We start from the raw sequence: 26,722 nt of genomic DNA on the forward strand, positions 1-26,722 counted from the left end.
AAACCTAAGCCCTTACAACATCCATGTTATTAAAGAGCATATTTGTAATATAGATTTACAATAACTGTATTATATTATTTCTTTTTTAGCGTTATCTTGTTTTATTACAACACTTTATAAGTGAACTAACACCCACTATTTAAAGTGGGTGCCTTTGTTGCTTTATTTTCTCTAAATTCAACATAATGAAAGTAGATGTATGAAGTCAAGATTTGACCCCATTGGCTTTTATATTTTCTCTAGCCAGAGATTTTCAGTGAAAGCAAGGCGAATTTACGCGTCAATAGCGGGCCTATTGCAAGTAAATTCAACGCAGTTAGTGCTGAAAATAGCTGCTTGAGATAGATTTATTATCCAGAGTTCAGGTTAACTACACTCATGCTCTACATTTAAATATCTGCTAGCTACAAGCCATGAAGCTAACTCAAAGTTTACTCGGGTTCTAAAAAATAAAATTAGTAACCAACACCTTATATGACGAAACTTTTATAGCAGCTATAACTCCCGCAATATTGGGATGGGTGATGAGATGGACGCTCCCTTAAACGGCGTCAATGCGCCAAACTGGTTAACTCACATTCAGTTAAAGGGAACGTCCATCATGAAAATTAGCACATTATCAATTGATTTGGCAAAAAATGTATTCCAAGTCGCTGGCTTTAATCATCATCACAAAAGAGAATGCAATAAACGCTTAAACAGACCTAAACTCAACGCCTTCATGGCAAATGCCCCACCGTGTCGCGTGGTGATGGAAGCCTGTTATTCTTCCCACTACTGGGGGAGAGTATTTACGTCTTACGGTCATACCGTTGACCTTATTCCTGCACAACACGTTACCCCCTTTGTTCGCGGCAATAAAAATGATAGTAACGATGCCCTTGCTATCTATGAAGCAAGCTTACGCCCTAATATTAAATTCGTTCCTATTAAAACCGAAGCTCAGCAAGAAATACTCATGATCCATAAGATACGTGAGCGACTTCTGCAAAACAGGATTGCTGCAACCAACCAATTACGCGGTTTATTGGTCGATTTTGGGTATGTATTTCCTGTCGGTATTAAGGCGTTTCAGCAAGGGATAATTGCGTTAGAAAGTGATTCTGAGCTTCGCCCTCAGCTGCGCATTATGGTGAGTGATATTTACACTGAGTACAAAACCCTTGTTAAACGCATTAAAGCTATTGAAGCGATGCTTACTGCACACGTTGAACGGGATACAAACGCTAAAATACTTCACTCCATTCCTGGCGTGGGTGTACTCAATGCCTCTGCTTATGCAGCATCAATCGGGAACGGTCAGGCATTTAAGAGCGCAAAAGAACTCGGGGTGTGGCTAGGATTAACACCTAAACAATATGCGTCAGGCGATAAAAGTAAAATGTCTGGTATTACTAAGCGCGGCAACAGTTACCTACGAAAACAACTTATTCACGGTGCTCGCGCCCTTATCGCCAGAAGCCACCATAAAACAGATGCGCTAAGCCAGTGGATAAATCAATTACGCGAGAAAAAACACTTTAATTGTGTGGTGGTCGCCACCGCACACAGATTGGCTCGACTGATGTGGATATTGCTGACCAAGCAAACTCTCTACTCACCTCAGTTTGTGCAAAATACACAGAAGGATGCTTAATTATGCGTATTTTACACGCCAATCACACCCGAGTTTACGACTTAAGACAGCCTGGTTATGACATAGGTTTTAAAACCTGAGTGGGTGTTTGGGCACTTAAGTCGTAACATACACTTATCCTGTATGTACTTCACTTATAATGAAATAAAAAGCGCACGCTAACCAAGGTTAACCAGATAAAGACACGAGATTTAATCTCGCTTGGGTGAATATTTTTTAGGTCCCTTGGTACGAAGCTCATTAGGAGCATGGCGCATGATAACCATGACACCATAGCTCGAATATATGTCAGTACCTTTGCTTTTCAGCAAGCTTGTGACGCATCATTACTGTGATATGAGATACGTGATAATAGAATAAAGGCATCAATTTTGATGTTTATACATTAGCTCGTCTTGACTTCAAGGGAGCGTCCATATATGTCACTGTAATTTTGTATTTATGTGATTACAGCTACTCTCTGAATGAGTAGAAACAAAAATTAGTGATTTTTAAATTTAAACAAACTGAAATAAATTTCCATCAATTCTTAATAGCCCACCTTATTTACTATTTAAGTGGCTCAGAAGTTACCTGAGCCACTTAAAACAATGCTATTAGCTAATACCTATGTAAGGAGAAACTTTTACAGCCGCAATTACTACCTGATTTAGTTTTTCTAACATCCAATACAAAATTCGCTTAGCTTGCGCGTATGTATAATCCACAGCTATCACGCCAGGCTTTCCAACAAAGTTAAGTATATGCCCTAATAACCCCTGACAATCTTCAGCATATTTAGATGACATTTTAGATATTTCAACCAGGCTACGAGCTAAAGCATCGTATATAGTTAGCGTTCCAGCAACCACACCTTGAGCAAGAATACTGGTGATTTTGCCACTTTCTCTTAGTAACGTTAGTAAAGCGCTCGTTATTTTTTCAGCCCAATGAGCATTAAAAGAAGCATGGTGGCGATTGTTGTATTTTAGACGTGTCATCGTTAAGTTAGATAAAGAGCCCTTTTCCATACTCTTATAATCAGGATAACGAGATGCGGTATTGATATACCCTGGCGCATTTCCCGCCATTTTATGTGCTGCACCTGTAAGTGATACGCATGTACTTATTCTGTACTCACTCCCTGCATGAACAAATGGCCAAACAGGAACCATAGGTACAGGGTCACTTCGGTGTACTGCTCTATAAATTCCATTTAGGCTGGTTTCACTTTGAATAGCAAAAGGGTTATGACCAACTCTTGGAGAACCAAAAGTGTATAATTTTACAGGCACTTTATATTGCGCTTTAATCCAATTTGCAGCTAGCGTTGCTAATGCCCCACCAAGGCTATGGCCAACACAATGAACGGGGCGACCACCTACCTTACTCAATATAGCTTTTAACTGAGGCTTGATAGACTCAAAAGTACGGTTAAACCCAGCATGAACTGCTTTATAATTTGGCCCAACAGTTAAACCACAGTGTAAATCCGTCAAAGTATCAGCAATACCTGCTGTACCACGAAAAGTTAGTACAACTTCACCTTTATGAGCGCCTTCTTTAGAGCCAATTCCAAAAAAGCCAAAACCCGTTTCATGATTTAGCACGTGTTCAGCCACAGTACCTGAAATTCCAGTAAAAGCAGATTTTTTTGAATCAAACACAAAGTGCTTACTTATTATTCTACTCGGCTCTATGTTTGATGAGCTCTTTGATACTGCTGCAATACTGTCATATGCAAATTCAGCTAATTGTGCAGCTACACTTGGCGATAAAATATTCATGTAAATTCCTTTTCTATTTAAAAATCTTTAAAATAATCTTCGCTATCTTCTATCTCATAAATTTCAAAATCATGTTCCCATCTACAAATACTTGAACCATCAAACTCCAAATTTGGATTTTCATGATTAGGAAAAACAAAGTTTACTTCTGTAGAATCTAAATCAGCATTTAAACTGCTCAGCTTTTGTTTGTATTCACTAGGCTCACTTATTCCGCTTAGCTTAGAACCCCAAAGCTTGTATTTTTTATCAGCATATACAGCCGTAATAGTTTGATAAGTAACCTCATGCGAGAACATATCACCGGGTATTTTTGATTCAATAACGACTTCAGGTAAATAAAATGAACCATCAGGAGCTGTTATTACCTGATCTTCTTTTTCAACTTTGTGTGCAAATTCCAGGGTGCGATTTATTAAAACACCTTCAACGGGATTGCCGTTTAAAGTAATAATCCCTTTAACTTCAGAGCACATATGTACGTCATATTTTTTTATTAAACCAAACATAGTGGTTTTAACCTCTGTATTCATAATTTTTCAAAATGAAAAGTTTTTACTTAGGGGCTGTTGATCTTTGTAGTATATATATTAATCAGCCCATATTGGTAGCCACATCATAGTGAATGCTAAAGCGAGCATGGAATGATAATTCCGCTCAAGCTTTTCATACCGTGTGGCTATCCCTCTATATTGTTTGATCCGACCAAAGGCATTCTCAACTAAGTGCCTATATTTGTACATGCACCAGTCAATATCTTCATTACCCACTAAACTGTTATCCTTGCGTGGAATAACGGGTGTAGCGCTATTGTCACGAATAAACTCTCTTAGTTTTTCACTATCGTAGCCTTTATCTGCGACAACAACATTACTCGTTGGGCAATTGGCTACAAGTGACTCTGCATGGACGATATCATGCGTATTTCCACAGGATAATTCATAATAAACAGGCAATCCTCCGCTATCTACTGCAAGATGAATTTTAGTCGAATTACCACCTCGACTCTTACCGATTGATTCATTGTCAGCGGTTCTTGCACCGCAACTATGCTGGTGAGCCCTGACAATACTGCCATCAATAAAGATCCAATCCATATCAGCATAGTGGGATAACACTCGAAATAATTCATTCAAAATATCTTTTTTGGACCATAAATTAAATCGTCTATAAATAGCACTCCACGAGCCGAAATAAGACGGTAAATCTCGCCAAGGAATACCGGTACGCATCTTATAGAGTATGCCTTCGAGCGTTTTTCTATGCTCAGGCTTATTATAAATTCGACCACTTAAGTGCATTACTTTTGATAAGACATTCCATGTCGCGTCTGTTAACATTAATCTTGGCATGAGGGTTCGGTGTAACGTTTTTTAGCGAATTCAATTATACCTTATCCTTATGCTGTTTGTTTTTTATACCGCAAAGATCAACACGCCCTAGTAAAACTACTATTTAAATTTACATGTTATGTCTTTTAAAATAGGAAAAATATAGCACTAGGATCTATTGCTCTGCTATTAACTTGATGAAGTTCCAAATCAGCGTAGGCACTTAATCTATTACTCTTTAATAAAAACTTGATGAGCTTTTATAATACTCATTCATTATTCAATCGTTCAATTTCATCAGCCAATTCTTGATCCCAAGAAAAATCGATATTGAATTCACCAGTTGGCTTCAAATTAAATACAGCACGATTCCACTTGTTCGAATCATTTTCAGTAGTAATTTCATGTAGTTCTTCTACATCATCGAAAATACTATCATCCACCTCGAAGTAACTAACTGAGGTTCCAACTTTATAATTTCCAGAAAAATCCCCAGCATCTCCAAACCACTCTATCTCGATAGATGCAGTTTCCCAATCATTCTTTATGCTATTGACAATTCCATCAGCTATAGACAAATAAATTTCCTGTATTTCTCTATTTTCCATTCTAACCTCCTGATTTATTTTTAAAAATACGCTTAGATGGCTTTCCATCTACTTTATAGCGAACTACAAATTTACTTGGGCGCTTAGATTCTCCTTCATATACAGCTTTAATATCGACCTCAACACTCTTGGGCGGCTCTTCTTTTAGAGCTTTTGCCCACTTATTTTCCATGCTCTTCCAAGCGCCTTTATTAAGGTTGCCATCCATAGCTGCATAATTTATTTGTTCACCTGGCCCGTCAAAAATAGAGGCTATTAAATGACCGCCTTCATCTTTATCAAGTCCATCTTTTATACCGTCTAGCTTACCTGCTTTAGCTTGTTGATATGTATTTCTATCTGCTTTTGATAGATCCAGTTTACCACTTACTGAGTTTACTCGCCCAAGCTCATCAGTCGCGTATGTATAATTACCAACTTCATATTTAGTATTTGGTTCTAACTTACCATTGAGGGCTTTATTCCACCCCCCTTTTTTACCTGGATCTAACTTTATTACATCATCAAGCTTCTTAACAATTGGCTCTAGCGCTTTATCTGCGACTTTCCCTGGCACTAAAGCAATCGCAACAGCCGCTGCGCCTGCTGCTGTCGGGCCTGTATCAACCATTTGTAGAATAGCTTCCGCAGCATCTGCTAATCCTTCAACTAACCATTCTACTGGTGTAATGCTTATCGGCGTTATCGCATCTGCCATTGGATCAGTATGATCATAAGCGGGCACTTCAATCAGTTTTGTTTCCTTACAACTCAACCCAAACGGATCTACCCAATTAACCGGATTTGGTGCATATTGATAGTGGTTTATGCCACCCACTAAACCAATTGGGTCTTGGTTTATAAAACGCTGTTGTTTGGGACTATAATAGCGGTAGCGGTTGTAATGTAAGCCGCTTTCCTCGTCTAAATATTGCCCTTGAAAACGGATTGGTTGAGTGAAAGAGTCTTCTTTATTTGATTCTGCTTTTAACTCTTCATAACCATACACATCGGCTTGGTTTTCCCACAAGACTTCTGCTTTGTTATTGGTAACAAAACGTGGGGTATTAAGTTGATCTAGGTGGTAGTAGTACACCTCGCCTTGTTTAATAAGTGCTACTGGGTGAAATTGATTTGGCAGGTTGATATACCAGGTATATTCACCGTGTTGGCATTCGCCAATTAGCTGGTCGTTATCCCAAATGTAGTCAATTTTACCGTGCTCGGTGTGCTTGGCGATACGACGCCCCAATGGGTCGTAGTCGTATTGGGTGAGAGTGCCGTTGTTGTTAAAACAGCTTAACTGATTGAACGCGTTGTATTCACGGCGGGTTTTAATGCCTTTGCCGGTTTCGCGTATTTGGTTACCGAACTCGTCGTAGTAAAAGTCGCTGTCGCCAAAGTGTGTTAAACGGTCGGCGTCGGTGGCACTGTTTATTGTGGTGTTGTTAGTGCCTTCATTGTTTACTACTGAGTCTTCGTTACTACTATTAGGCGTTAACTCATTGTATTCACTATGCGTGGCGCGTGTTAAATCAATAGAAGAGCTGGCTGTATGCTCATTACTGGCTGCATCAAGTTTTGTACTTTGCTCGCCGTTAGCTGTATCACTAGCTTCTGTACCGCTAGTGTCTGCATCGTTTGTGTTTGATTGAACAGTTTGGCTTTGCGGGTTACCAAAGCTATCCCACTGGTAGTGTGTGGTTGTATCAGTACGTGAGCTTGCCAGTGTTTGTTGTATTAACTGCCCCAAGCTGTTGTATTCAAAATTGATATTTTGGCTGATTACGCCTTCGTTTTTACGAGCAATCAGCTGGTTGATGCTGTCGTAATTATACGTACAGGTATCAAATAATGTTTGCGCTGGGTGTGTAAGCTGTTGCTGCGTTAAACGGTTAAATACATCAAACCGTTGAGTAAGCGTAATGTTGTTACCAAACTGCTGGGTTTTAATATTACCTTGGCTGTCGTAGCTTAATGTTACGAGCGGCTGTGCAAGTTCAACCTCTTTGCTGTTGATTTGGAGTAAGTTAATACCGCTTAGCTGGCCAAACTGGTTGTAGCTGTATTTAAGCGTAGTTGAATCTGGCAAGGTCAGTGATTGCCTTCTGCCGTAGTCGTCGTAACTGTATTTTAAGGTGTGCGCTTGTTGCTGATTATGTACTTGCTCAGCACGCAGTAGCCTGCCGCCTTTATCAAACTGCTGCTTTAAAGTTGATTGTGCATTATGTGCACGAGCAATGTTACCTTGCTTTGTGTAGCTGTAGTAATTGGCGTTATTAACGATGTGAGTATCGGTTGCCAAACTTGCATGCTGCGCACTCACGCGGCCTAATTTATCGCGATCTATTTTTACGTGGCGTTTGTTGCTTTGCGTTACTGAGGTTAAGCGGTTACAGGCATCGTATTTATATTGCTGTAGCGTGCCATCAAACCCGGTTATTTGTGTTGGGTTTTCGTTCGCGTCGTAACTTATGCGGTATACGTGGCCGTCGCTTCGCTCTATGGCTGTTAAGTTTCGCTCTTTGTCGTACGTTAAATACAGTGCGCTGCCATCGGGCTGAATAACACAATGCGGCTGGCTTAGCCCTTCAAAGTGTTGCTCTGTGGTATCGCCTTTGCTGTTTTGCGAGCTAACTAATCGCCCTGCTTCGTCGTAACTAAAATATTGATGCTGTTTATTTTCAGGCTCTTTTTCATCAAAGGCAATTGTTTGTGTAAGCTGACCGTGCTCATTGTACTTATATTTAGTGAGTAAACCTGCGTTATTAAGTGTGGCATTTACGCGGCCTAAATTGTCGTAGCTGTAACGTATTAGCTCATCGTTAAGATGTTTGGCTAACAGCTCGCCTTGCTCGTTCCAAATAAATTTGGTGATTTGACCATTTTTATTAATATGCTGGGTTAACTGGCCGAGCTTATCGTAGCTGTATAATGTGGTGCGGCCATCGCCAAAGGTTTCGCTTTGTAATAAGCCAGCCACACTGTATTTACGCGTAATGGTTTGGCCATCAGGTAAGGTAGTTAATACACGTTGCCCAAGCTGGTTGTAGGCAAAATGCGTTTGGCTACCATCTGGCTGCGTTATTGTTTCTAATTGGCCGAAAGGTGTATAGCTATAACGTGTTGTACTGCTATCTGGCTTTATTTCACTGAGCTTTTGGCTTTGTGCATTGTATGTATATTGCCAAACATTGCCGTTAGGATCGGTATGCTTTACCAGTTTACCTTGTGCGTTATGTACAAAGTGCTCTTTGTGGCCGCGAGAATCTATACAGGTTGTTTCACCAGCCTCTAAGTTATATTCAAACTGGTAAGTATAGGTATTATTATCGCCCCACTGTTTTATACATTTAGCGCTGGGTGAGTAGCTATCCCACTCAAAATGGTGGCTAAAGCCACTGGCTCGGGTACGCTTTGTTAATAAATTAGCGGCGTTGTAGGCGTAACGCTCAGTTTCGTTTTGCTGATTAGTTGCTTGAATAAGGTTGTTGTTTTCGTCATATTCATAGCTTGCAAGTACAGGGTATATAAGCTGCTGTTTATTATTTTTATCTGTGTGGTAAGCCGCAATTTTACTTAGTAAACCCTGTTGGTTGTAACTAATAATACAGCCACGTGCTTTGTTTACTTCTATACGATTTATGCGCTCTTTAGCATCGTAATAAAAACCAATACTTTGGCCTTTTTCATTGATTATTTTTTCAAGTAACCATGAATTTTCACCGGCTTTAAAGGTCAAGTGTTGGTCATCTGGCGTTACAAGTACTTGCTTACCATTAGTTTGATAATGTAGCGCAAGGTTACTGCTTAACTGATAGCTCGATTGCCCAGGCTTTACTTTTTCAAAGCGGTGTTTAGCGCCGTGCTCATCTTGGTACTCTAACCAGTAAGTCCCTTTTTGCTTAGGGCCTACTTTTGGTGGCGGCAGGTAATGTTCTGTAAGGCTTGCCATAAAATCGTGGCGCCAACCATTTCCCATAACACTGCACACATCGGCATGGGATGAGCGGTACAAACGTCGCCATATTAATTGGCGACTGCCTGCTAAAGTAAAATCAATTAGCGGCAGTATTTCTTCACCCGATAGCATTGAAACCGGATCTGAGCGGCATTCTTGCTCAGTAATGGGTGTTTCACTTGGCGTCGAATCGCTTGCCTCCCCCGTATTTGTTACCGGTGCTTGCGCGGCACTTTTTCCTGACGCGGGTGACTCGCCCTTTTTAGCTGATTTTTTACCTGCTGAGCCAGCATTTGTATTATCGCTGACTTGAATAGCCGACTTTGCTTTTTGGTGATAGCAACTCACAGTACCTGCAACTAACGCTTGCGAAAGTACACTGGCAGTTTCACGTGCTGTGGCACTACGAGGACATTTCACACCGGCAGTGTTGAGCAAGTTAATTACGTCGAGACGTTTAGTTGCATCGCTTGTTAATGTACTGCCAACTTGAGCAATTTGCTTTTTAGCACTTTCAGGCGTGTTAGCTACTACAGGAGCATAACCAGATGGCGTTTGACCTTTACCAGCAACGAGGCAAATAGGGTAACTTTTTCCTTGTAAAACAACTGTATTACTTTGCATTAGTTGTGTGCTTCCTCACTTATCCATAAGTATGATGCTACTGCTTGGTGCTTTGCTTGTTCTTGCGAAATCATAAGAGCGTGTTTGCAATGATTTTCAATAACGGGACTCGTTGCTAATTGATATAAATTAACAACGCCTTCCAGCGCACCAATTTGGCCTAACTTATAATTAGGCAGCTCATAATGTGTCTGCTCATTAATTAACGCACTGAGCAGCTGTAAATCGTTTAACCACACCTCACTGTCGTGGTTAATGCCATTTCCTGGCGCAAAAATAATATCAATAGACTGCTGAGCTTGCTCAGCCACTCGAGTAAACATACCGTTTAATTGATTATGTTTAACAAAATCAATTGAGGGTGTTATTTCGTAGTTTACTTGCGACCACCCAGTTTTTTTTGCCTCAAGTGTTGCAAATACTCCGCCAACACCTTGGTAGCTGTATTGCCCTGATGCATCAGCTTTAAAAGTTGCATCAAGCGCAATTATATTTACTTTTTTCCAATGATTTTTTTTAGTTAAAGCAACTGCGACATGCGCACTCGTTACACCATAAAATAATAAGTGTTCAACATGATCTGGGTATAACTGCTTTAAACTGCTTTCAAGTAATTGCTTAAGCTCACTTTGATAAGATAATGCAGGCAAAAGCCAAACAAGCGGCGTATTAAAGTCTTCTACTTTATTAATTAGCTCTTTCGATTTTACGATGCAATCGTAAATGCATACATCCCACGACTGCCATTTTTTCCCTTCTAGGGCGGCAGTCACATCACCATATAGTAATTCATCTACACTTGTCGTCGCAGGCATTGATAAATAATCTATTGATACGCTAAAAGCACTCATAACAATGTTCCTGAGTTTTCTTTTCTAGCGGCAACAGACTGATAATAAGTATATAGATTAAATACCGCTTGGCTTTGACAATCCATTGCTGACATCTCTATCGCATTTAATGGCTCATTTAATGTTCTGCCTGCAAGTAACCTCAGCGAAGACATCTGGCTTTCATAGCTTGGCCAGTTAGCCTGTAACTGCCGCTGAAAATCTAAACAGGCTTGTTCATTACCATTTCTCGCTTGCATTTGTGTTTCAAAGTTTACGAGTACATCTAATTTTTCACCAAGAATACGTTTAATCAAGGCAACTATTTGCTCTGGCTTTTTTACTTGATGCAGCACCGTATTAGCAAGCGGGATAAGCTTTACAAACCCACTTTGTAGTAATACTTGCAAAGTATGATCAACAGATACAATGTTGCTTGCATAGTTACTAACAACATTAACTTGTTCAAGACTTAGCGATAGTAAAAAAAGAGACATTAACGGTGAGTTAACAAGTCCATTTTTGGTTAAATTATCAAAAATATTTATTAGTTCTTTGGTATTCGATTTACTTGTGACGAATAAAATCTCTTCAATTGCGCTCAAAGCTTGGTCTGAAATTTTATCCTCAGTGCTATAAGCTAAAAACAAAGTGCTTATATCAATTAAAGGCACAAGGTTGAGGCTGTGTTGCTGTAATAAAACTTTACGTATAATTAACTTTGCAACCGCGTGTAACTCAGGCTCGTTAAGCACACAGTTGATAAACTTAATATTTACGGTTTGAGGAAGGTTTGCCATTATTTCTATACAAGCTTGAGAAATAGAATTATGGGTCTGTCCACTTTCCTGAAATACAATTAGCTGCTCTAAATTTGGCTTAACAAATACTTGGCTTAAGTTATTACGTTTAGCATTTAACCAACATAACTCTAGTAGCCTTTTTTTGAGTGTTTTAACATGCCCTACAGAAGTAAACGGGCAAAGCTGCGCATTACTAATTACCAGCAATTGAGCTTCATAGTTACTTAAGTAATTAGATAGCAACGTTAGCCACCTATTAATACAGTCGGATTACCAACAACAATTTTTCCACCATGGGAGCTATCATCACCCATTCTTGCGGCTGGTTTTCCATTAATTTTAACTGAGCCAGATCCTGACTTAATGCTATCGGGTGGACCAATACATACCATCATGTCGCCTTTGCGAGCTGCGGGCATACTTCCAATTAATACATTGCTAGAGCCTAGAACAACAGGACCACCAACATGCGGAACTGTGCCGGTAGTTTTAGGACACACATGCATATGACCAATTGTAGCTGCTGGCTTACCCATTTAGACTCCTTGTCTTATTACTGATTTTTAAGTAATTCTATTATTCGTATAAAGGAATAATTAATAATTTATTATGTGCAACTAAGCGAGATAATTCATCAATTAGTTCACTTTTAGTATAATCCGAAAGCGCCACAGGGCTTTGCATTACATACTGATATAACCCTGATACAACATCCTCACTATTTAACGAGGTATGTAAGTATACAAAAAACTGTTGTGCATAGTAGCCATCCATTGCCTTTAAATGACTTAATGCAGGATTTAGCAATGGATCATCAGGCCTATTAACTGGTAAACAAATCAAATGAGGCAACCCATAACGACAATATACAACATGCCCATTGTTATTAATGCCATTTCTCAAACCTGTTTGAAAACTATTTATTATTTCCATAATTGCATTAATTTAATTTAATTAAACCGGCAGATAAAGTAATGGCACTGCCATCCACTTTTATATTACTACCTTTAATATTTATATTAGTGCCTTCAATAGTTATATTACCACTGCTACTCATTTTAATCTGAGCAGATCCTGTTTTAATAATAATTTCATCACCGGCTTCGATATTTAATTTTTTTCCTACTTTTAAAGTATCATTCTCACCTATATCAGCAATAAGGTTTTTAGCTACTTTTAAGCTATCATTGTTAGCTATATCTACTTTTCGATCGTTACCAATTTCAACATTATGGTCGTTATCGGTTTTATCATTTTGATCGTTTTTAACATATAGTTGTTTATCTTTTTCAGCTTGTATGTATAAAAGCTCACTGCCTTTTTTATCTTCAAAACGCAGCTCATTGAAGTTATCAGCGCCACCTTCTTTTGTTGATCGTGTTTTAATCCCACTTTGTGTTTTTTCAGCGGGTAATGCATACGGAGGCATTAAATCAGCGTTATAAATTGCGCCGCTAATAATAGGTTGATCTGGGTCACCATTTATAAAATCAACAAGTACTTCTTGCCCTACACGAGGAAAGAAAAAGGCGCCCCACTTTTTACCAGCCCAATTTTGAGCAACACGTATCCAACATGAACTTTTCGAATCTTTTTTGCCTTCTCGGTCCCAGTCAAACTGCACTTTAACGCGACCAAATTGATCAATCATTATTTCGTCAGCACTGTCGCCAGTCACTATTGCCGTTTGCACACCATTGATTACAGGCTTCTTTTTATTAATTTGTGCTCTGTATGGTATTTCTTTTGGTACACATTCAAAGTGATTTGAGTAAACCTCGTCTGCCGCGCTTTGCTGACCACCTGATTGATTAGGCACCGTTATTGACGTCATCATTGACGTTATAACAAAGGTTTTACCTTCTAATCTAGGATCTTCATGTTTTTTAAAACCAAATAATTTACCCACGGTAAAAGAACGACAGTCACTTTTACCGCTTGATAATTTCATGTCTCTTTGCAATGACTCTAACTGTACCGATGCCATACTTGCTGCACGAGGGTGACATTCAGACTCACCTGTATATTCGAATATTTCTGATACCGATTGTGTTGGCAACTCAGGATTTGCTTGCTCTCCATCAGGGTATCTTGAGGGTTGCTTAAAATCGTACCCAACACGTTTAAAGCTACCAGGGGCAATGCTTAAACCACCTTGCCAGCGTGATACATGCGACTCGCTAAGGTGTCCGGTTGAATAAACTACCTTTGCCTCTCCACACACTTCGTAGGCTGTAACATCGTCAGCTAACACAAGTGTATGATTGCTGTTTGAGTGTTCAAAGAAGTAAAAAATGCCTTCATGTTGAAGTAAGCGTTGTATAAAATCAAAATCTGATTCTTGATATTGAACACAATATTCGTATTTAGGGTAGGTTTTGCTTGTTTTGTCTGAAAAGGCAACGCTGTGTTGGCCAAACAAATCTGCAAAAATATCTTTAATTGTTTTCTTTTGAAAAATACGACTATTTTTACGGTTGCGCATTGACGCCGCAAAAGGAACTATTGTCGCTTGATAGTCAATATAATTTTTTTGTTCATCGACATCCGCTGTACGGCTGGCATTTGAAACAAGATGACTGACTATGCCATGGTAATAACGTTCGCCGCCACCCTCAGCATTTTTTACTTTTATAGAAACAGGCTTACCAACTAAGTCTTCATGTGCTATTTGCTTGCCAATCGTATACATATTAGCTGACATAACAAATAAGTCAGACATTGCCTCTTGGGCGACAAAACGAGTTAAATAGAGGGCGTCTTTACCAGCAGGGGTGCTAATTTGAATTACGTTTTTATCTTGTGTTGCTTTTTGCATTCCTTGCTTTTCCCATCCTAGAGATCAAAAAAAGCTCTGAGCAAAGCCCAGAGCCATTATTAGACAACAAATATTACATTTGTTGACCTTTAACACCGCTGTAACCATATACAAGTGGCGCAGTAATGTTATTTTTGTCGTCTGTAGGTGTAACAGTCATCATCATTTCAGTGTAGCTGATAGTGATTGTTTCAATTGGACGATCGTTCTGTACTGATACTGAATAGCTAGAAATCATTGCATCTGTTAGTTCGATTTTCATGATTTCTTCAACTTTATCACCTTGTTTAGTGATATGGAAAATAGCTGGTAAACCTTTACCAATAGTTGCTTCTTTGAAAAGGTCAGGAGACGCTTTATCTTGAAGTTTAGTAATTGTTACATCGCCTAAACGAGTAGAGCTAGATTCACGATCCATCGCTGTACCAGTGGCTGAGCTAATTTCACGGCTTACGTTCCAATCAAGTGATAAAACTGTAATTAAATCTTTGAAAGACTCAGCAGTAGTTTCGCCTTTGATTGAACCGTATTTTAAATATGTATTTGCTTGCATTTGATAATGCTCCTTTTAATTAAACAATGTTATCCATTAATACTGGATCATTTACTTTGGTTTCCCAAAATTCCTTTGAAATCATTATCTTTATAACAGCAATGAAAAGGTCTTCAGAATTCCTTTCCCTAGATGAAGACAATGTCTCAAAAATTCCATGTAGTTACCTAAGACACCAAAATTATAATGCCCTAAAACTAAAGAAACAACCTTATTACTCAGTTATATTAAAAATAATTTAATTTAATTCAATTTCAAATTCATTATCTTTAATTAACAACAATATACTACTAACTTTGTTGCCATCTACCATACTAGATAATAAAACTTCAGATAATAAAGGTAATACTTTATTTTGCAAAATCGTATGTATATTCCTTGCACCCGACCCTGCATTTTGACAATTAGCAATAATATACTCAACAACATCACTTTTATAAGTGAGTTTTGCGTCATAATTCTTTTTAACTCTTTTAATTATTTTATCTATTTGAATCCCTGCGATTTCAGTCAGTATATTATCACTCAATGGAATATAAGGAATTACGTTAATCCGTCCTAAAAATGCAGGTTTAAATGAACCTAATAAATCGTCTTGTAATGCTTTTAATAAACCTTTTATACTTGGTTTACTCTCTTCATCTTCAAATAAGCTCATTGTGGTATCTGTGCCCACATTTGAAGTCATAATAATAATTGTATTTTTAAAATCGATGTCACGCCCTTCACCATCTTTAATTGTACCTTTATCAAATACTTGATAAAAAATATCTTGAACACCTGGGTGCGCTTTTTCCATTTCATCTAACAGCACAACACTGTAGGGCTTCCTTCTTACTGCTTCGGTTAAAATACCGCCTTCGCCATATCCGACATAACCAGGAGGTGAGCCGAGCAATAAAGACACCTTATGCTCTTCTTTAAATTCAGACATATTAATAATGGTGACATTTTCTTCGCTGCCATACACTTCTTGGGCAAGTGATAAGGCTGTTTCTGTTTTACCAACACCACTTGGGCCAGCGAGCATGAAAATACCATTTGGTCGACTTTCATCGGCTAGTTGAGCACGAGACGTTTGTACAACCTTAGCGATTAAATCAAGTGCATGATCTTGTCCTACTACACGCTCTTTCATTTGGCTTGCTAGGTTTAAAATGCCATGAATTTCATCTTCATGCATTTTCCCTACAGGTATTCCCGTCCAATCAGAGATAACCTGTGCAATCAACTCTTCATCCACTTGCCAATGCACCATGTTATGCTCGTATGAGGCAAGTTTATGTTTACTTTCTTTTAACCTTTCAAGCATCTGTGCTGAAGATTCATCCTCTTCGGAGTTTATTGATTCGAGTGCTTTGTTGAGATCTGTAACAATCTCTTTTTCTAATTTAAATTGCTCATTTAATGGCTCAAGTTGCTTTTCAATATCAACTAACTCAGCTTTTAGCGTATCTAATTGTTCTGAGTGATCTAACCCCGTTTTTTGTTCGCGGTTTAGCATCTGTACTTGCGTTTCAATCTCACTTAATCTATTGACAAGTTGCTCTATATTACTGGGGGTCGATGCTTGGCTCATGGCAACACGCGCACAAGCAGTGTCGAGCAATGCAACCGCTTTATCTGGCAATTGTCTTGCTGTTATATAGCGATGAGATAAGTGAACAGCGCTCTCTAATGCTTGCTCAGAAATAAATACTTTGTGATGGCGTTCCATTACAGGCACTAATCCGCGTAACATAGCCACTGCTTTTTCTGGTGTTGGCTCTTCAACTTTAACAACCTGAAAACGGCGAGTTAATGCGGCATCTTTTTCAAAAAACTTTTTATACTCAGCCCATGTTGTCGCAGCGATTGTACGTAATTCACCTCGAGCGAGTGCTGGTTTTAATAAATTTGCAGCATCATTTTGACCAGCGGTACCACCACTCCCTATCATAGTGTGCGCTTCATCAATAAAAAGAATTACTGGATTAATCGCATTTTTCACTTCATTAATTAAAGATTTTAAGCGATTTTCAAATTCACCTTTCATACCAGCCCCAGCTTGAAGCAAAGCTAAGTCTAAGCTATGAATTTTCACATTCTGTAACACTGCGGGTACATCTTTTTGTGCGATTCTAAGTGCAAGTCCCTCTACAACAGCCGTTTTACCAACACCGGCCTCACCGGTAAGAATAGGGTTATTCTGTCTACGCCTTGTTAAAATATCGACCATTTGACGAATTTCAAAATCTCTTCCTAAAATAGGATCAATTTTTCCTTCCAGTGCTTGCGCCGTTAAATCAACAGTAAACTGGTCAAGGCTAGGGGTTTTAGAACTTAAGTTTGTTTGTGCAGTTGCACTTTGTACCGAATGGTTTCGCTCTTCTGATTGGGCAACTATTTCTGGCCAGGCATGCAAGAGTTGCCCAGGTTCAATTTTATTAAATAACTTACTGCAACGAGTCACTAAGCTCGAAAGTGTATCGTCTTTAGTGAGTGTATAAAGAACATAAGCACTGCGAATTTGGTTATCTGTAAATTCTATACTTGTGCTTAACCACGATTGCTTTAATAAGCTAGTCACATGAACGGATAAACTAGGTGAAGACTCACTACCTGTTTTTAATGATTCAAGCGACTGATTTAAGTCTTGTTGAACTCTATCAATATCAATATCGAATGAGCCAAATATAAGCCTAACGTCATCTAATTTTTGTTCAATCATAGCAAGTAACCAATGCTCTAATTCAACAGTAAAATGACTACGGCTATTACAAATTGCAACAGCAGCTTCTAGGCTCTTTCTACAGTCGGGACTCAATTTTTCAACGAGCTTATTCAGTGTCATCGAAGACATACACTATTCCTTTTAATTTTAATTATCCTTTAAACGATAACTTAGTAGGTTTATTTTTAAATGTGTTTTTACCGGCGCCTAAAAAACTATTAGCGCCTAGTTGACAATTATTTTTAGAAAGCGATACCGCATCTAACTCATGAAAATCAGATTCAATAATTAACCGAAATTGAACTGAATTTCCGACATAATCTTTTATAATTTTATTGCTAAGCTCAAACAAAGACCCTTTAGGTAATAACGATTTAGCTTTCGAGGGGTCATCTGAAGAAATATGAATTTCAATGCTTGATGAAACATCCCATATTTGCTTACCAATCACAGTGTCAACACCTAAGCGTGCATGTTGCCCTTCAAAGAGTGCCTGACTAGCTAAGCGTGTTTGTTCTTGAGGCTTAAGATCATGCCACTGGCCAATCATTTGTTTAATCGCAACATCACACCCTAAATAAGAAGTAAGAATGCTTTTTAGATCCGATGCATTTCTTATCTTTCGGCTATATAAACCAGAAAAATGAAGTTGATGTTCGTTGTAACCTCCACTTAACAAACCTAAAATTTGTGTGTATGGGTCTTTATTCTTATCTTTATTTATATGATTCAGTGATGGTTTATATTTTTTCCAAGCTCTGTAATACAAAGAAATTAGGCGATGATTAAACATGTCGTAAAAGTCACGCATAGTGGTGTCTTTATATCTCAGGCGTTGCATAACCAATTCACTGTAAAATTGTGGTAGCGCACCTGAGCAACCTGTTAAGCCCATAAAAGACACCTGCATATTTACTTTATGGAGGCCATCTTCAAAACTTGTTTCCTCTAATTTTGTAATCGCGTTACCTGGGTAACCAAACTTTTGAGTTGCCGTAAATTTAATAAGCTCGTGCTTTGGGTTACTATCGTAGCCTACGTGACGGTGCTCTAAGCCATCCTTTTTAAGCTGGTTTTCTATTATGAAAACGGCCTTATAAAAGTCTATTTGCGATGCTTGAGAAATAATATGCTTAATCATAAAAGAGGACTATCACCCACTCTAGCTGGCCACTGATAATATATTTGTTCTTGCTCTTTTAGTCTGAGGCTAACACGCGTAAAGCTGTTAATTGCAGCAAATTGTGCAAAAAAATGGTCTAAAATAGAGGCAAAGAAAAACATGCCGCTGCCAGAAAAGTCATCATTAGCAAAGGTAATTTCAATATCACTACCCGTTGCAAAACTCACCCTACCACTTTGTACTACTCGTGCAGTTGAAGAGGTAACTAACACTCTGTAGATATTATCAATCATGCCTTTTGTCTGCGGTGAAGCTCTAAAATCATAAAGACGAAGGACTTCTTTTAATTTGACACATGCATCATCACCACTAAAAGCATCCAGTGTTAAATGATTAACTAATTGCCACCTGGTTGCGTCAGCTAAAATTGGCCTAACTGCATGCGTAAAAGGAATTAAACAGCGGATTTTTTTTATTACATCGCCACGTTCAGGCATAAGTAGCCCAAGCTCATCATCGCCAAAAGGCATACTCGCAGGTAAATTTCGGTTACTGCAATTTGCACGAACAGTTAATACAGTATTTCCCTCACCGTATTCCATTGCACTGTTTTCAAACGTCGCATCTACAAGTGATAAAAATGTCTCAGTTCCTGATTCAACATAACCACCGGCCCAAGATGCAGTTTCTCTTCGTATGTGCCAGAACAAGTCATCATGCCCATGGTATTTAGGGTGCGTTTGTCCGTAAAAAGGGGATACAACCTGCTTATTCCCTTTATGATCAAAAGCAATTACTTCACAAAGGCCAATCACCTCAGATATTTCTGAGTCCATATAGCGGGGTGTTAATTTATACTCGTATTCACTTATTTCTGGACGTATTGGCTCTAGCTCTTGCTCAAATAGATTAATAATTGGCGTACAACCAAGTAAAAACATATTTTTATCAACTTGTTTTTCAAGCTCAGCTGATTCTGTATCTAAGTAAAAATACAAAGTACATTGATTAGACTTTTTAGGCAGTGACGACTTAATTCCTTGTAACTCAAAAAATCTAAACTTCTCTGGGAAAGTAAAATTTTCAACTAATAAACGATAACCGGAAGAAGAGCGCTGTGAATAAGGAACAACGGCTTCGTTTGCGTCGAAACCAACAGCTTTAAGTTGATCTTTTGATACGTACTTAATCCCTTCTTCGCCATTATCAATCGCAACTCCAATACAATGCTTAAAAAGTAATTCATACACTTTTAACGTATGGTGCCATTGACCATTGATGAATATACGTAGTTTCTCAAGTCCTGTTTCTGCCAGCGACACACCTTTGTATTCACCAGTTAACTCAAGTTTAAATATTGATTTTGCTTTTTCATGCCACCTCGGTTTAGGCGCAACAAATGGGCTGTTGTCAAACTGAGCGCTTGTTATTTCTACAGGCCACAAGTAAGTTTCATAACAGGTTTGAAACTTACATTGCTTCATAGATTCAACATTTGTTTCTACTTCACTCGCTCTAGGTATCACAATACCCGTGGTAGATAGGTTTTCGGCTTCTAACTTAACTATCGACATTGATGGTATTGGTGCTTGATAGTCTGGCAGCATCTGACCCAGTAAGGCATCCGTTAGTTCAGGGAAACTATCGTCTAACTTTTGTCTAATATTGGCGGTTAAAAAAGCAAAGGATTCTATTAGTCTCGATACATGAGGGTCTTCAATATGATCTTCACTAAGCTTTAATCGCCCCGCAACTTTAGGATATTTATCAGCAAAGTCTTTACCTAAATGACGCACAAATGCTAATTCACGATTATAATACTTTAATAATTCATCGTTCATAAAGATGCCTCAATAATTTTCATGCCTAAGTTAACTGGCTCAACTTCAGAATCAAAACTGATGAATTCAGGCTCGGGATCAGCATACAAAAGCGCATTTATTCGCAAATTAAGTACTCTATTAATTGGCACTTCTTCATCAGTAAACACCTCAACCTCAAGAAATCGTGGTTCAAATTTTAAAATCGTATCTCTGACCGTCTCACACAATAATGTTCGTCCTTCATGAGAGCTTACTGACATACTCGAAAAGTCAGGAAGCCCATATGATAAGCAAGATGTTGTTAATTCATCATATTGTGATGGCCATGTATGCCATTGAATTCGCGCATTAAGCAACGCTTCTATGTCTCTTCGCACATTTTTCCTGAGTTCACTAATCGTTATCCCTTCGGTGCGAGAAGGTGCATCTTGAAAGTCGGGCTCATCATCGATAAGTTTATCGATAATTGATGCTTGAAGCTGTTGCTTATGTTCAATCATGATTATTCAAATATAAATTAGGCAGTTTCGAGTGCGTTTATTTTTAAGTTAGGAATAGTGATTGCCTCGTCATTAACAAATAGCATTTTCATTCCTTTACCGATAATAAACTCGTCTTTAAGTTCTTCCCAATCAGACACTTGCCCTAACTTTTCAATGTCGCTGTTTGAATTTGCATAAACAAGCGGTAAATGAGCTGTACCTGATGGGCCATCTTTAATTGTTATTTCCACTCGTAACCAAATACTTTCAAGTAATGATTCATTAGGCTGTACTCTTAATGTTTCTATTTCATTAAAATTGGCTAAATAAAACTCGCCATTTGTACCTAACACTTCTAAATATGGGCCCAAGGTATCATCAAGATCTCGAATTCCAGTTGAATCATCTTGTAATATTGTAGCTCTAAGCGCTTCCATTTTTAGGGCTAACTCAGCGGCTTCATTAACTTCATTTTCAAGTAAAGCAACATGCATTTTTAAAAATAAAGTGTCGAGTTCATCTGCATCATGAAACAGTTTAGGAATTCCATTGCCTTGATAAAAATCAACTCTCGACTGCTGCGCACGAATTAAGTGACGAAGGTTGACCGCACCAACGGCAAATTCTGGGTTCTTTTGAACCATAAAATCTAATTGTTTATCTGCTTTTTCAAGTTCACCATTAATACAAAGTAGCTCTGCGTAAATACTTCTAATATCAAAGTTTAAAGGTTCATCTTGCAATTCTGTTGCGCAGCATGACAATGCATCAGTGAGTTTCCCCTCACGAATTAAGCTATGTATTTTTTTCATTACTATTCCTTTATTTTATGGTGAGGACTAAGCTCAGTTATTAATTTAATGCTAGAAACCATTTGATCTAATTGAAAGTGTGGTTGTAATTGCAAAACAGAAAAGTAATGCCCTGGATTAGCCTTATTTTCACTAACTTTTATCTTTGCATTACTTAATGGGTATTTGCTTCTGATTTGCTCAGAAGCTGAATCTGATGCTGTGGTATAGTTATTTACCCAAGCCTGTAAATCTCTTTCACATGCTTGCGCAGTACTGTATGAGCCTACGCGATCACGTGCTAATAATTTTAAATAGTGCGCAAAACGAGAAACACACAATATATACTGCAGCATTGAAGATAAACGCGCATTTATATTTGCAGCACTTGAGCCATAATTTTTTGCTTTTTGAACAGACGCATTACTATAAAAAACAATGTGTTCTGTATTTGTAACCGATGAAGCAGGAATAAAACCAAGCTCAGAAAACTGTTTCTCAAACTTACTTGTTACCAATAAATCCAAAGGCGGTTTAGCCTCTTTTTGATATGTATCATTAGCAAAGTTGTCTCGAGCTAGCCCTGTCACTAACCCTTTTGAAACTTTCCCTGGTTCAATGCCACGAATATGACCAAACCAGCCACTCTCACAGTAAGCTCTTATTATTGTTGATACGAACTGGAAAGAAGCATTTCCCCAAAGCATATCTGTTTCAGGATCAACAATTTTCTCTTTAAAATAAAAATCTTGATGGCGTTTGCCGTCATTACTATAAGGTGGCCTAACGAGGACATGCGGTAATGTAAAGCCGATAAATCGCGACTCTTCCATCTTTCTAAAGCTCTGCCACTTTGCATATTCAGGCTGTTCAAAATGATTAAAAAGATCGGAGTAATAACCTAAGTCAGAAAAACTATCAGCGCCAAATAAATTGGGTGAAGCGGAACAGATGAAAGGAGAAAAAGCGGCAGCCGCCGTTCTTGATATCTCTTTTATTGTATCAATATCGTTGTAAGTCGTTCCTTCAGAAAAGGTATTTGTTATTTCGTAATCGCCAATAACAACCCCAAAAGGTTCTCCCCCGGCACTATCAAACTCGCTTTGATATAATAATTGGAAAAACATGCTTTGATCAAAATCAATCGCTTTATTTACATCCTTAGATAAGGTCATCCAATTACAGTTTAATACTTTTACTTTTACTTTATTTTCTTTATCGTATTGCTCGCTCTGCAATAAAAGCCACCACATATTACGCCAGCTAGCTTCTAATTTTTGAAAGCGTTTATCGTGAATAATTATATTTAGTTGTTTAGATATCAGCTGATCAAGCTCAACTATAATACGTTGTAGATAGGGACCTAAAGACTCCTTATTCCATGAAATAGGTGAATCAGAAGAGCCTTCAAGCCATAATAATAATGCTTTATCTAGGTTTTTTTCGTTTAAAAACCTATCAAGCAAAGCTTCATTATCACTTATTCGAGACTGCGACTTTTGTTGAAAAGTGAAGTCTTGATTTATAAATGAAAACTCTTCGTGATTCATTCTAATGCATTATCCTTAACGCTAGAGAGAGGTTAGTTAACCAATCTCAGGAATTTTAGCTACAAGGCGTAAAGAAGAAGTAAGCTCTTCCATTTGTAACCAAGGTTTTAACCAGGCAACAGCATTGTAAGCACCAGGTTGACCTGGAATTTCTTTAACCGATACTTTTGCATCAGCTAAAGGGTAACGTGCTCTAATATCTTGACCACCGCCCTCTGTCGCATTAACGTAAGATAGTATCCAACGATTTAACCAAGATTCAACGTCTTCTGCTTCCATAAAGCTACCAATTTTGTCACGAGCCATCACTTTTAAGTAATGCGCAAAACGAGACGTCGCCATTAAATATGGTAATCGAGCTGAAATTGCAGCATTAGCAGTCGCATCTGGTGTAGAATAAATTTGTGGTTTTTGACAACTTTGGCCACCAAAAAACACAGCGTAATCAGTATTTTTATAATGACAAAGTGGTAAAAATCCTAATTTGCTTAGCTCTGCTTCGCGACGATCTGTTATACCAATTTCAGTCGGACATTTTAGATCTGGGTCGCCGTCATCACTAGTGAAAATATGTGTTGGTAGGCCTTCTACTTTACCGCCACCTTCAGCACCACGAATAGCAGTACAAAAGCCGTATTGAGCAAAAGCTTTTGTCATATTTGTTGCCATAGCGTACGCTGCGTTACTCCAGCAATAGTCTTTATTTTCAGTACTGACCGAACGACCATCTTTAGGCTCAACTTCAAACTCTTCGTAGTTAAACTCTTCCACTGGCTTCGAAGCAGCACCGTACGGCAGACGAGATAAGAAACGAGGCATTGTTAAAGATACAAAACGTGAATCGTCACTGTCTCTAAATGAGCGCCATTTTGTATACTCTAATGATTCAAAGACTTTTTCTAAATCGCGAGGTTTTGTCAATTCTTCCCAGTTATCGAAACCAAATAATGATGGCGACGATGCAGCAATAAATGGACAGAAGCCTGCAGCAGCAACATTAGACATTAAACTAAGTGCTTCAACATCTTCAGGATGATTAGTAAATTCGAAATCGCCAACGATTGTGCCGTAAGGTTCACCACCTGGTGTGCCAAATTCAGCTTCGTATATTTTCTTAAACGTCTGGCTTTGATCAAATTCAACCGCTTTACTTAAATCTTTATGAAGCTCTTTTTTCTTCATATTTAAAACACGGATTTTAAGTGTGCCACTTGTTTCTGAGTTCATCACTAGGTGATGTAATCCACGCCATGAACCTTCAAGCTTTTGAAATTCATCACTGTGCATAACAACACTTAGCTGCTTTGATATTTTTTGATCGATTAATTGAATTGCTTCATTAAACGTCACAGTCATGTTTTTATTCCACTGGACTGTCCCTTTCAAGGCTTCTTCAGTCAGTGTTTTAAGTAACTCTTCTGCGCGACTCGCATCTGTTTGCTTAGTTGCACCAATAGCTTGTTCAAGTAAAGATGAACTCACTTCAGTCGTTGACTCTAATTCTGTACTTAGTTGCTCTGTACTCATTTTTCAGTCTCCTCTAATTTAAGCTCTTTAGCGATAGAGTCTAAACTTGCGGTATTACTAAGTACTTCTTCTAATACATTTTCAAGTTCTTCTGAGCGGTCAATTTTAGTCATTAGGTCGCGTAGTTTATTACGTGTTTCCATTAATTTACGTAATGGTTCAACCTGATTTACAACAGCTGCTGGCTCAAAGTCATCAATCGATTTAAAGTTAAGCTTAACTTCAAACTGAGAACCTTCATCATTTAATGTATTGTCAACTAATAAATTCAGAGAAGGACTCATACGCTTTAAAACATCATTAAAGTTGTCGCGATCTATTTGTATAAATCGTCTGTCTTTAAGTGGCTTTAAGGCATCAGCATTATCTCCTGAAAAGTCCCCCATCACACCAACAACAAATGGTAATTCTTTTTTAACCGCTGCGCCTTCAGTTTCCACATCATAAGTGATATGTACTCTAGGCTTACGAACTCGTTTTAATTTATCATGGATACTCATTGAGAACTCCTTTTACTTATGTTTCAGTTTCGCTGATTTTAATGCCAGACAACTTAAAGTACCCAGTCCTAGCATCACTATCTGTAATTAGTTCATTTAATAACTCAGGTAGCGATAATTCGCTCCATCGAATTACTTGTTCTATCGTGTACGACATCGGCGAGTGAGGCTCTGTTTTTCTAAAGAATGTGGCTATTTCTTTTAGTTTACTTATTGCATTTTCTCTAGAGTTAATCTCATTGCTATTCGTTTTTTCAACTACGCCTTCGACTCCCGCATCGTTCTCAGTTTCTAGCTCAACATTTTCACTAGCATTCTTTTCAGCTAGCGCTTGTTCTGCCGCTTCAAGCTTATCTGCAGCAACGTGTTTTAGTGCCGCCAAACTCACTTCAAGTGCCTGTTTTATATTAGAAGTCGGCTGTGGTTGACCTGTCACTCTGTCCATTACTTCACTAAGCGTGGAAAATTCCTCAATCGCTTCTTCAATATCTAACTTTAGAGAGACAAAAAAATCAGTACTGGTTTCTGCCGCACTTTTTTCTATTAATTCGAAGTCAACTGCACCTTGAGTAATTTTTTTCTCTCTTTTATCATCACTCAAACGAGAAACATCATATCCTTGTTGATATTCCCAAAAAGAATAAGAATTCATACTTACACTATCAGTTAAGTAAATACTCTTTATTGGTATGATCAACGTACCTTCACCCGCAGAGCCATTTAACCCTACTAGTGCTGATACTTTATCCCAAATTTCATCATCTGAGTCGAGTGTAGGGTATAAATCGTCAAAGTGATTTTCAATTAGGTTGTGAGCAACTTTAAAGCCAAACGCCAAGCCTTTAAAGCCGTAAATACGACACATTGCTTCAATTAGCCATGCCAAATATTCAATATCTTTGCTTTCGGTTTTTATTGCTTTGCTACATTGCTCAAGGAGAGGTAACCAGTCTCGCGACAAAGAGGAGATACCTTGCTCATCAACCAATGCATTTCTTTCAGCCGCTCTGAGCTGATTTCTCAAATCTTTTAAAGCATAATATGTAGACGTAGGAGAGACATCTGAGCGGGGATCAATACCTGCAATCTCAGTGTCTGAAATAGGGGAGATATATTCATCTAATAAAAACATTCCATTGTCCTAATAATTATCCATAAAACTCCAATAAAGCGGAGCGGATTTTATATTACATTCTTTATATTAAAATACAAGCTTAGTTACAATTGTGTTTAAAAATTCATTATTGCCAATATATAAACAATCAATTTTTAGTATACTTTCAAATAACATTATTTAAATAATT

The 26,722-nt window shown here is 38.2% G+C and carries 21 protein-coding genes; 1 reads left to right on the forward strand and 20 read right to left on the reverse strand.

Annotation, left to right across the window (positions count from 1 at the left end):
* Window positions 1-601: 601 nt before the first annotated feature.
* The gene (locus AC0VZ4_RS23395; RefSeq protein ID WP_475441774.1) at window positions 602-1,636 is read left to right on the forward strand and encodes an IS110 family RNA-guided transposase; all 1,035 of its coding nucleotides are present in this window, start codon (window positions 602-604) and stop codon (window positions 1,634-1,636) included.
* 596 nt (window positions 1,637-2,232) lie between these two features.
* On the opposite strand, the gene AC0VZ4_RS23400 is transcribed toward AC0VZ4_RS23395, so the two are convergent.
* From AC0VZ4_RS23400 to tssA, 20 genes are all read right to left on the reverse strand, one after another.
* Entirely contained in the window at window positions 2,233-3,402 is a 1,170-nt protein-coding gene (locus tag AC0VZ4_RS23400; protein WP_475441775.1) for a lipase family protein, read from the reverse strand.
* Between the two features lie 17 nt (window positions 3,403-3,419).
* Window positions 3,420-3,935, reverse strand: a complete 516-nt coding sequence (locus AC0VZ4_RS23405) for a DUF6795 domain-containing protein (protein ID WP_475441776.1) — start codon at window positions 3,933-3,935, stop codon at window positions 3,420-3,422.
* A 57-nt stretch (window positions 3,936-3,992) separates the two neighbouring features.
* The gene (locus AC0VZ4_RS23410; RefSeq protein WP_475439610.1) at window positions 3,993-4,754 is read right to left on the reverse strand and encodes an IS5 family transposase; all 762 of its coding nucleotides are present in this window, start codon (window positions 4,752-4,754) and stop codon (window positions 3,993-3,995) included.
* A gap of 248 nt (window positions 4,755-5,002) precedes the next feature.
* A complete protein-coding gene (locus AC0VZ4_RS23415; RefSeq protein WP_475441777.1) occupies window positions 5,003-5,341 on the reverse strand; it encodes an immunity protein YezG family protein in 339 nt (112 codons plus the stop codon).
* Window position 5,342: 1 nt separating this feature from the next.
* Window positions 5,343-9,905: a DNA/RNA non-specific endonuclease gene (locus AC0VZ4_RS23420; RefSeq protein ID WP_475441778.1), complete on the reverse strand. Its 4,563-nt coding sequence runs from the start codon at window positions 9,903-9,905 to the stop codon at window positions 5,343-5,345.
* Window positions 9,905-10,756, reverse strand: a complete 852-nt coding sequence (locus AC0VZ4_RS23425) for a hypothetical protein (RefSeq protein ID WP_149613846.1) — start codon at window positions 10,754-10,756, stop codon at window positions 9,905-9,907. The genes AC0VZ4_RS23420 and AC0VZ4_RS23425 overlap by 1 nt, the downstream gene beginning before the upstream one ends.
* Window positions 10,753-11,781: a hypothetical protein gene (locus AC0VZ4_RS23430; protein WP_096794297.1), complete on the reverse strand. Its 1,029-nt coding sequence runs from the start codon at window positions 11,779-11,781 to the stop codon at window positions 10,753-10,755. The genes AC0VZ4_RS23425 and AC0VZ4_RS23430 overlap by 4 nt, the downstream gene beginning before the upstream one ends.
* A 2-nt stretch (window positions 11,782-11,783) precedes the next feature.
* Window positions 11,784-12,074: a PAAR domain-containing protein gene (locus AC0VZ4_RS23435; RefSeq protein WP_007377083.1), complete on the reverse strand. Its 291-nt coding sequence runs from the start codon at window positions 12,072-12,074 to the stop codon at window positions 11,784-11,786.
* Window positions 12,075-12,114: 40 nt separating this feature from the next.
* Window positions 12,115-12,471, reverse strand: a complete 357-nt coding sequence (locus AC0VZ4_RS23440; RefSeq protein ID WP_007377084.1) for a hypothetical protein — start codon at window positions 12,469-12,471, stop codon at window positions 12,115-12,117.
* Between the two features lie 7 nt (window positions 12,472-12,478).
* On the reverse strand, window positions 12,479-14,356 hold the full coding sequence (locus AC0VZ4_RS23445; RefSeq protein ID WP_475441779.1) for a type VI secretion system Vgr family protein: 1,878 nt from the start codon (window positions 14,354-14,356) through the stop codon (window positions 12,479-12,481).
* A 73-nt stretch (window positions 14,357-14,429) separates the two neighbouring features.
* Window positions 14,430-14,909 carry an Hcp family type VI secretion system effector gene (locus AC0VZ4_RS23450; protein WP_007377086.1) on the reverse strand — a complete coding sequence of 160 codons (480 nt, stop codon included), beginning with the start codon at window positions 14,907-14,909 and terminating at the stop codon, window positions 14,430-14,432.
* 238 nt (window positions 14,910-15,147) lie between these two features.
* Window positions 15,148-17,751, reverse strand: a complete 2,604-nt coding sequence (tssH, locus tag AC0VZ4_RS23455) for a type VI secretion system ATPase TssH (RefSeq protein WP_008137754.1) — start codon at window positions 17,749-17,751, stop codon at window positions 15,148-15,150.
* Between the two features lie 22 nt (window positions 17,752-17,773).
* Window positions 17,774-18,763: a type VI secretion system baseplate subunit TssG gene (gene tssG, locus AC0VZ4_RS23460; protein WP_007377088.1), complete on the reverse strand. Its 990-nt coding sequence runs from the start codon at window positions 18,761-18,763 to the stop codon at window positions 17,774-17,776.
* Window positions 18,760-20,586: a type VI secretion system baseplate subunit TssF gene (gene tssF / locus AC0VZ4_RS23465; protein ID WP_475441780.1), complete on the reverse strand. Its 1,827-nt coding sequence runs from the start codon at window positions 20,584-20,586 to the stop codon at window positions 18,760-18,762. Before tssF ends, tssG begins: the two co-directional genes overlap by 4 nt.
* Complete coding sequence (tssE, locus tag AC0VZ4_RS23470) at window positions 20,583-21,068, reverse strand: type VI secretion system baseplate subunit TssE (RefSeq protein ID WP_007377090.1); 486 nt, start codon at window positions 21,066-21,068, stop codon at window positions 20,583-20,585. The genes tssF and tssE overlap by 4 nt, the downstream gene beginning before the upstream one ends.
* Window positions 21,069-21,085: 17 nt before the next feature.
* Entirely contained in the window at window positions 21,086-21,862 is a 777-nt protein-coding gene (locus AC0VZ4_RS23475) for a type VI secretion system accessory protein TagJ (RefSeq protein ID WP_475441781.1), read from the reverse strand.
* A gap of 2 nt (window positions 21,863-21,864) precedes the next feature.
* A complete protein-coding gene (gene tssC, locus AC0VZ4_RS23480) occupies window positions 21,865-23,391 on the reverse strand; it encodes a type VI secretion system contractile sheath large subunit (protein WP_475441782.1) in 1,527 nt (508 codons plus the stop codon).
* Window positions 23,392-23,427: 36 nt separating this feature from the next.
* Window positions 23,428-24,918 (reverse strand): type VI secretion system contractile sheath large subunit, encoded by a 1,491-nt coding sequence (gene tssC / locus AC0VZ4_RS23485; RefSeq protein WP_007377093.1) that lies wholly within the window; start codon window positions 24,916-24,918, stop codon window positions 23,428-23,430.
* Entirely contained in the window at window positions 24,915-25,418 is a 504-nt protein-coding gene (tssB, locus tag AC0VZ4_RS23490; protein ID WP_007377094.1) for a type VI secretion system contractile sheath small subunit, read from the reverse strand. The genes tssC (AC0VZ4_RS23485) and tssB overlap by 4 nt, the downstream gene beginning before the upstream one ends.
* A gap of 16 nt (window positions 25,419-25,434) precedes the next feature.
* Entirely contained in the window at window positions 25,435-26,550 is a 1,116-nt protein-coding gene (gene tssA / locus AC0VZ4_RS23495) for a type VI secretion system protein TssA (RefSeq protein WP_475441783.1), read from the reverse strand.
* Window positions 26,551-26,722: the final 172 nt, after the last annotated feature.

The organism is Pseudoalteromonas sp. QJM3NY_22, assembly GCF_056173065.1.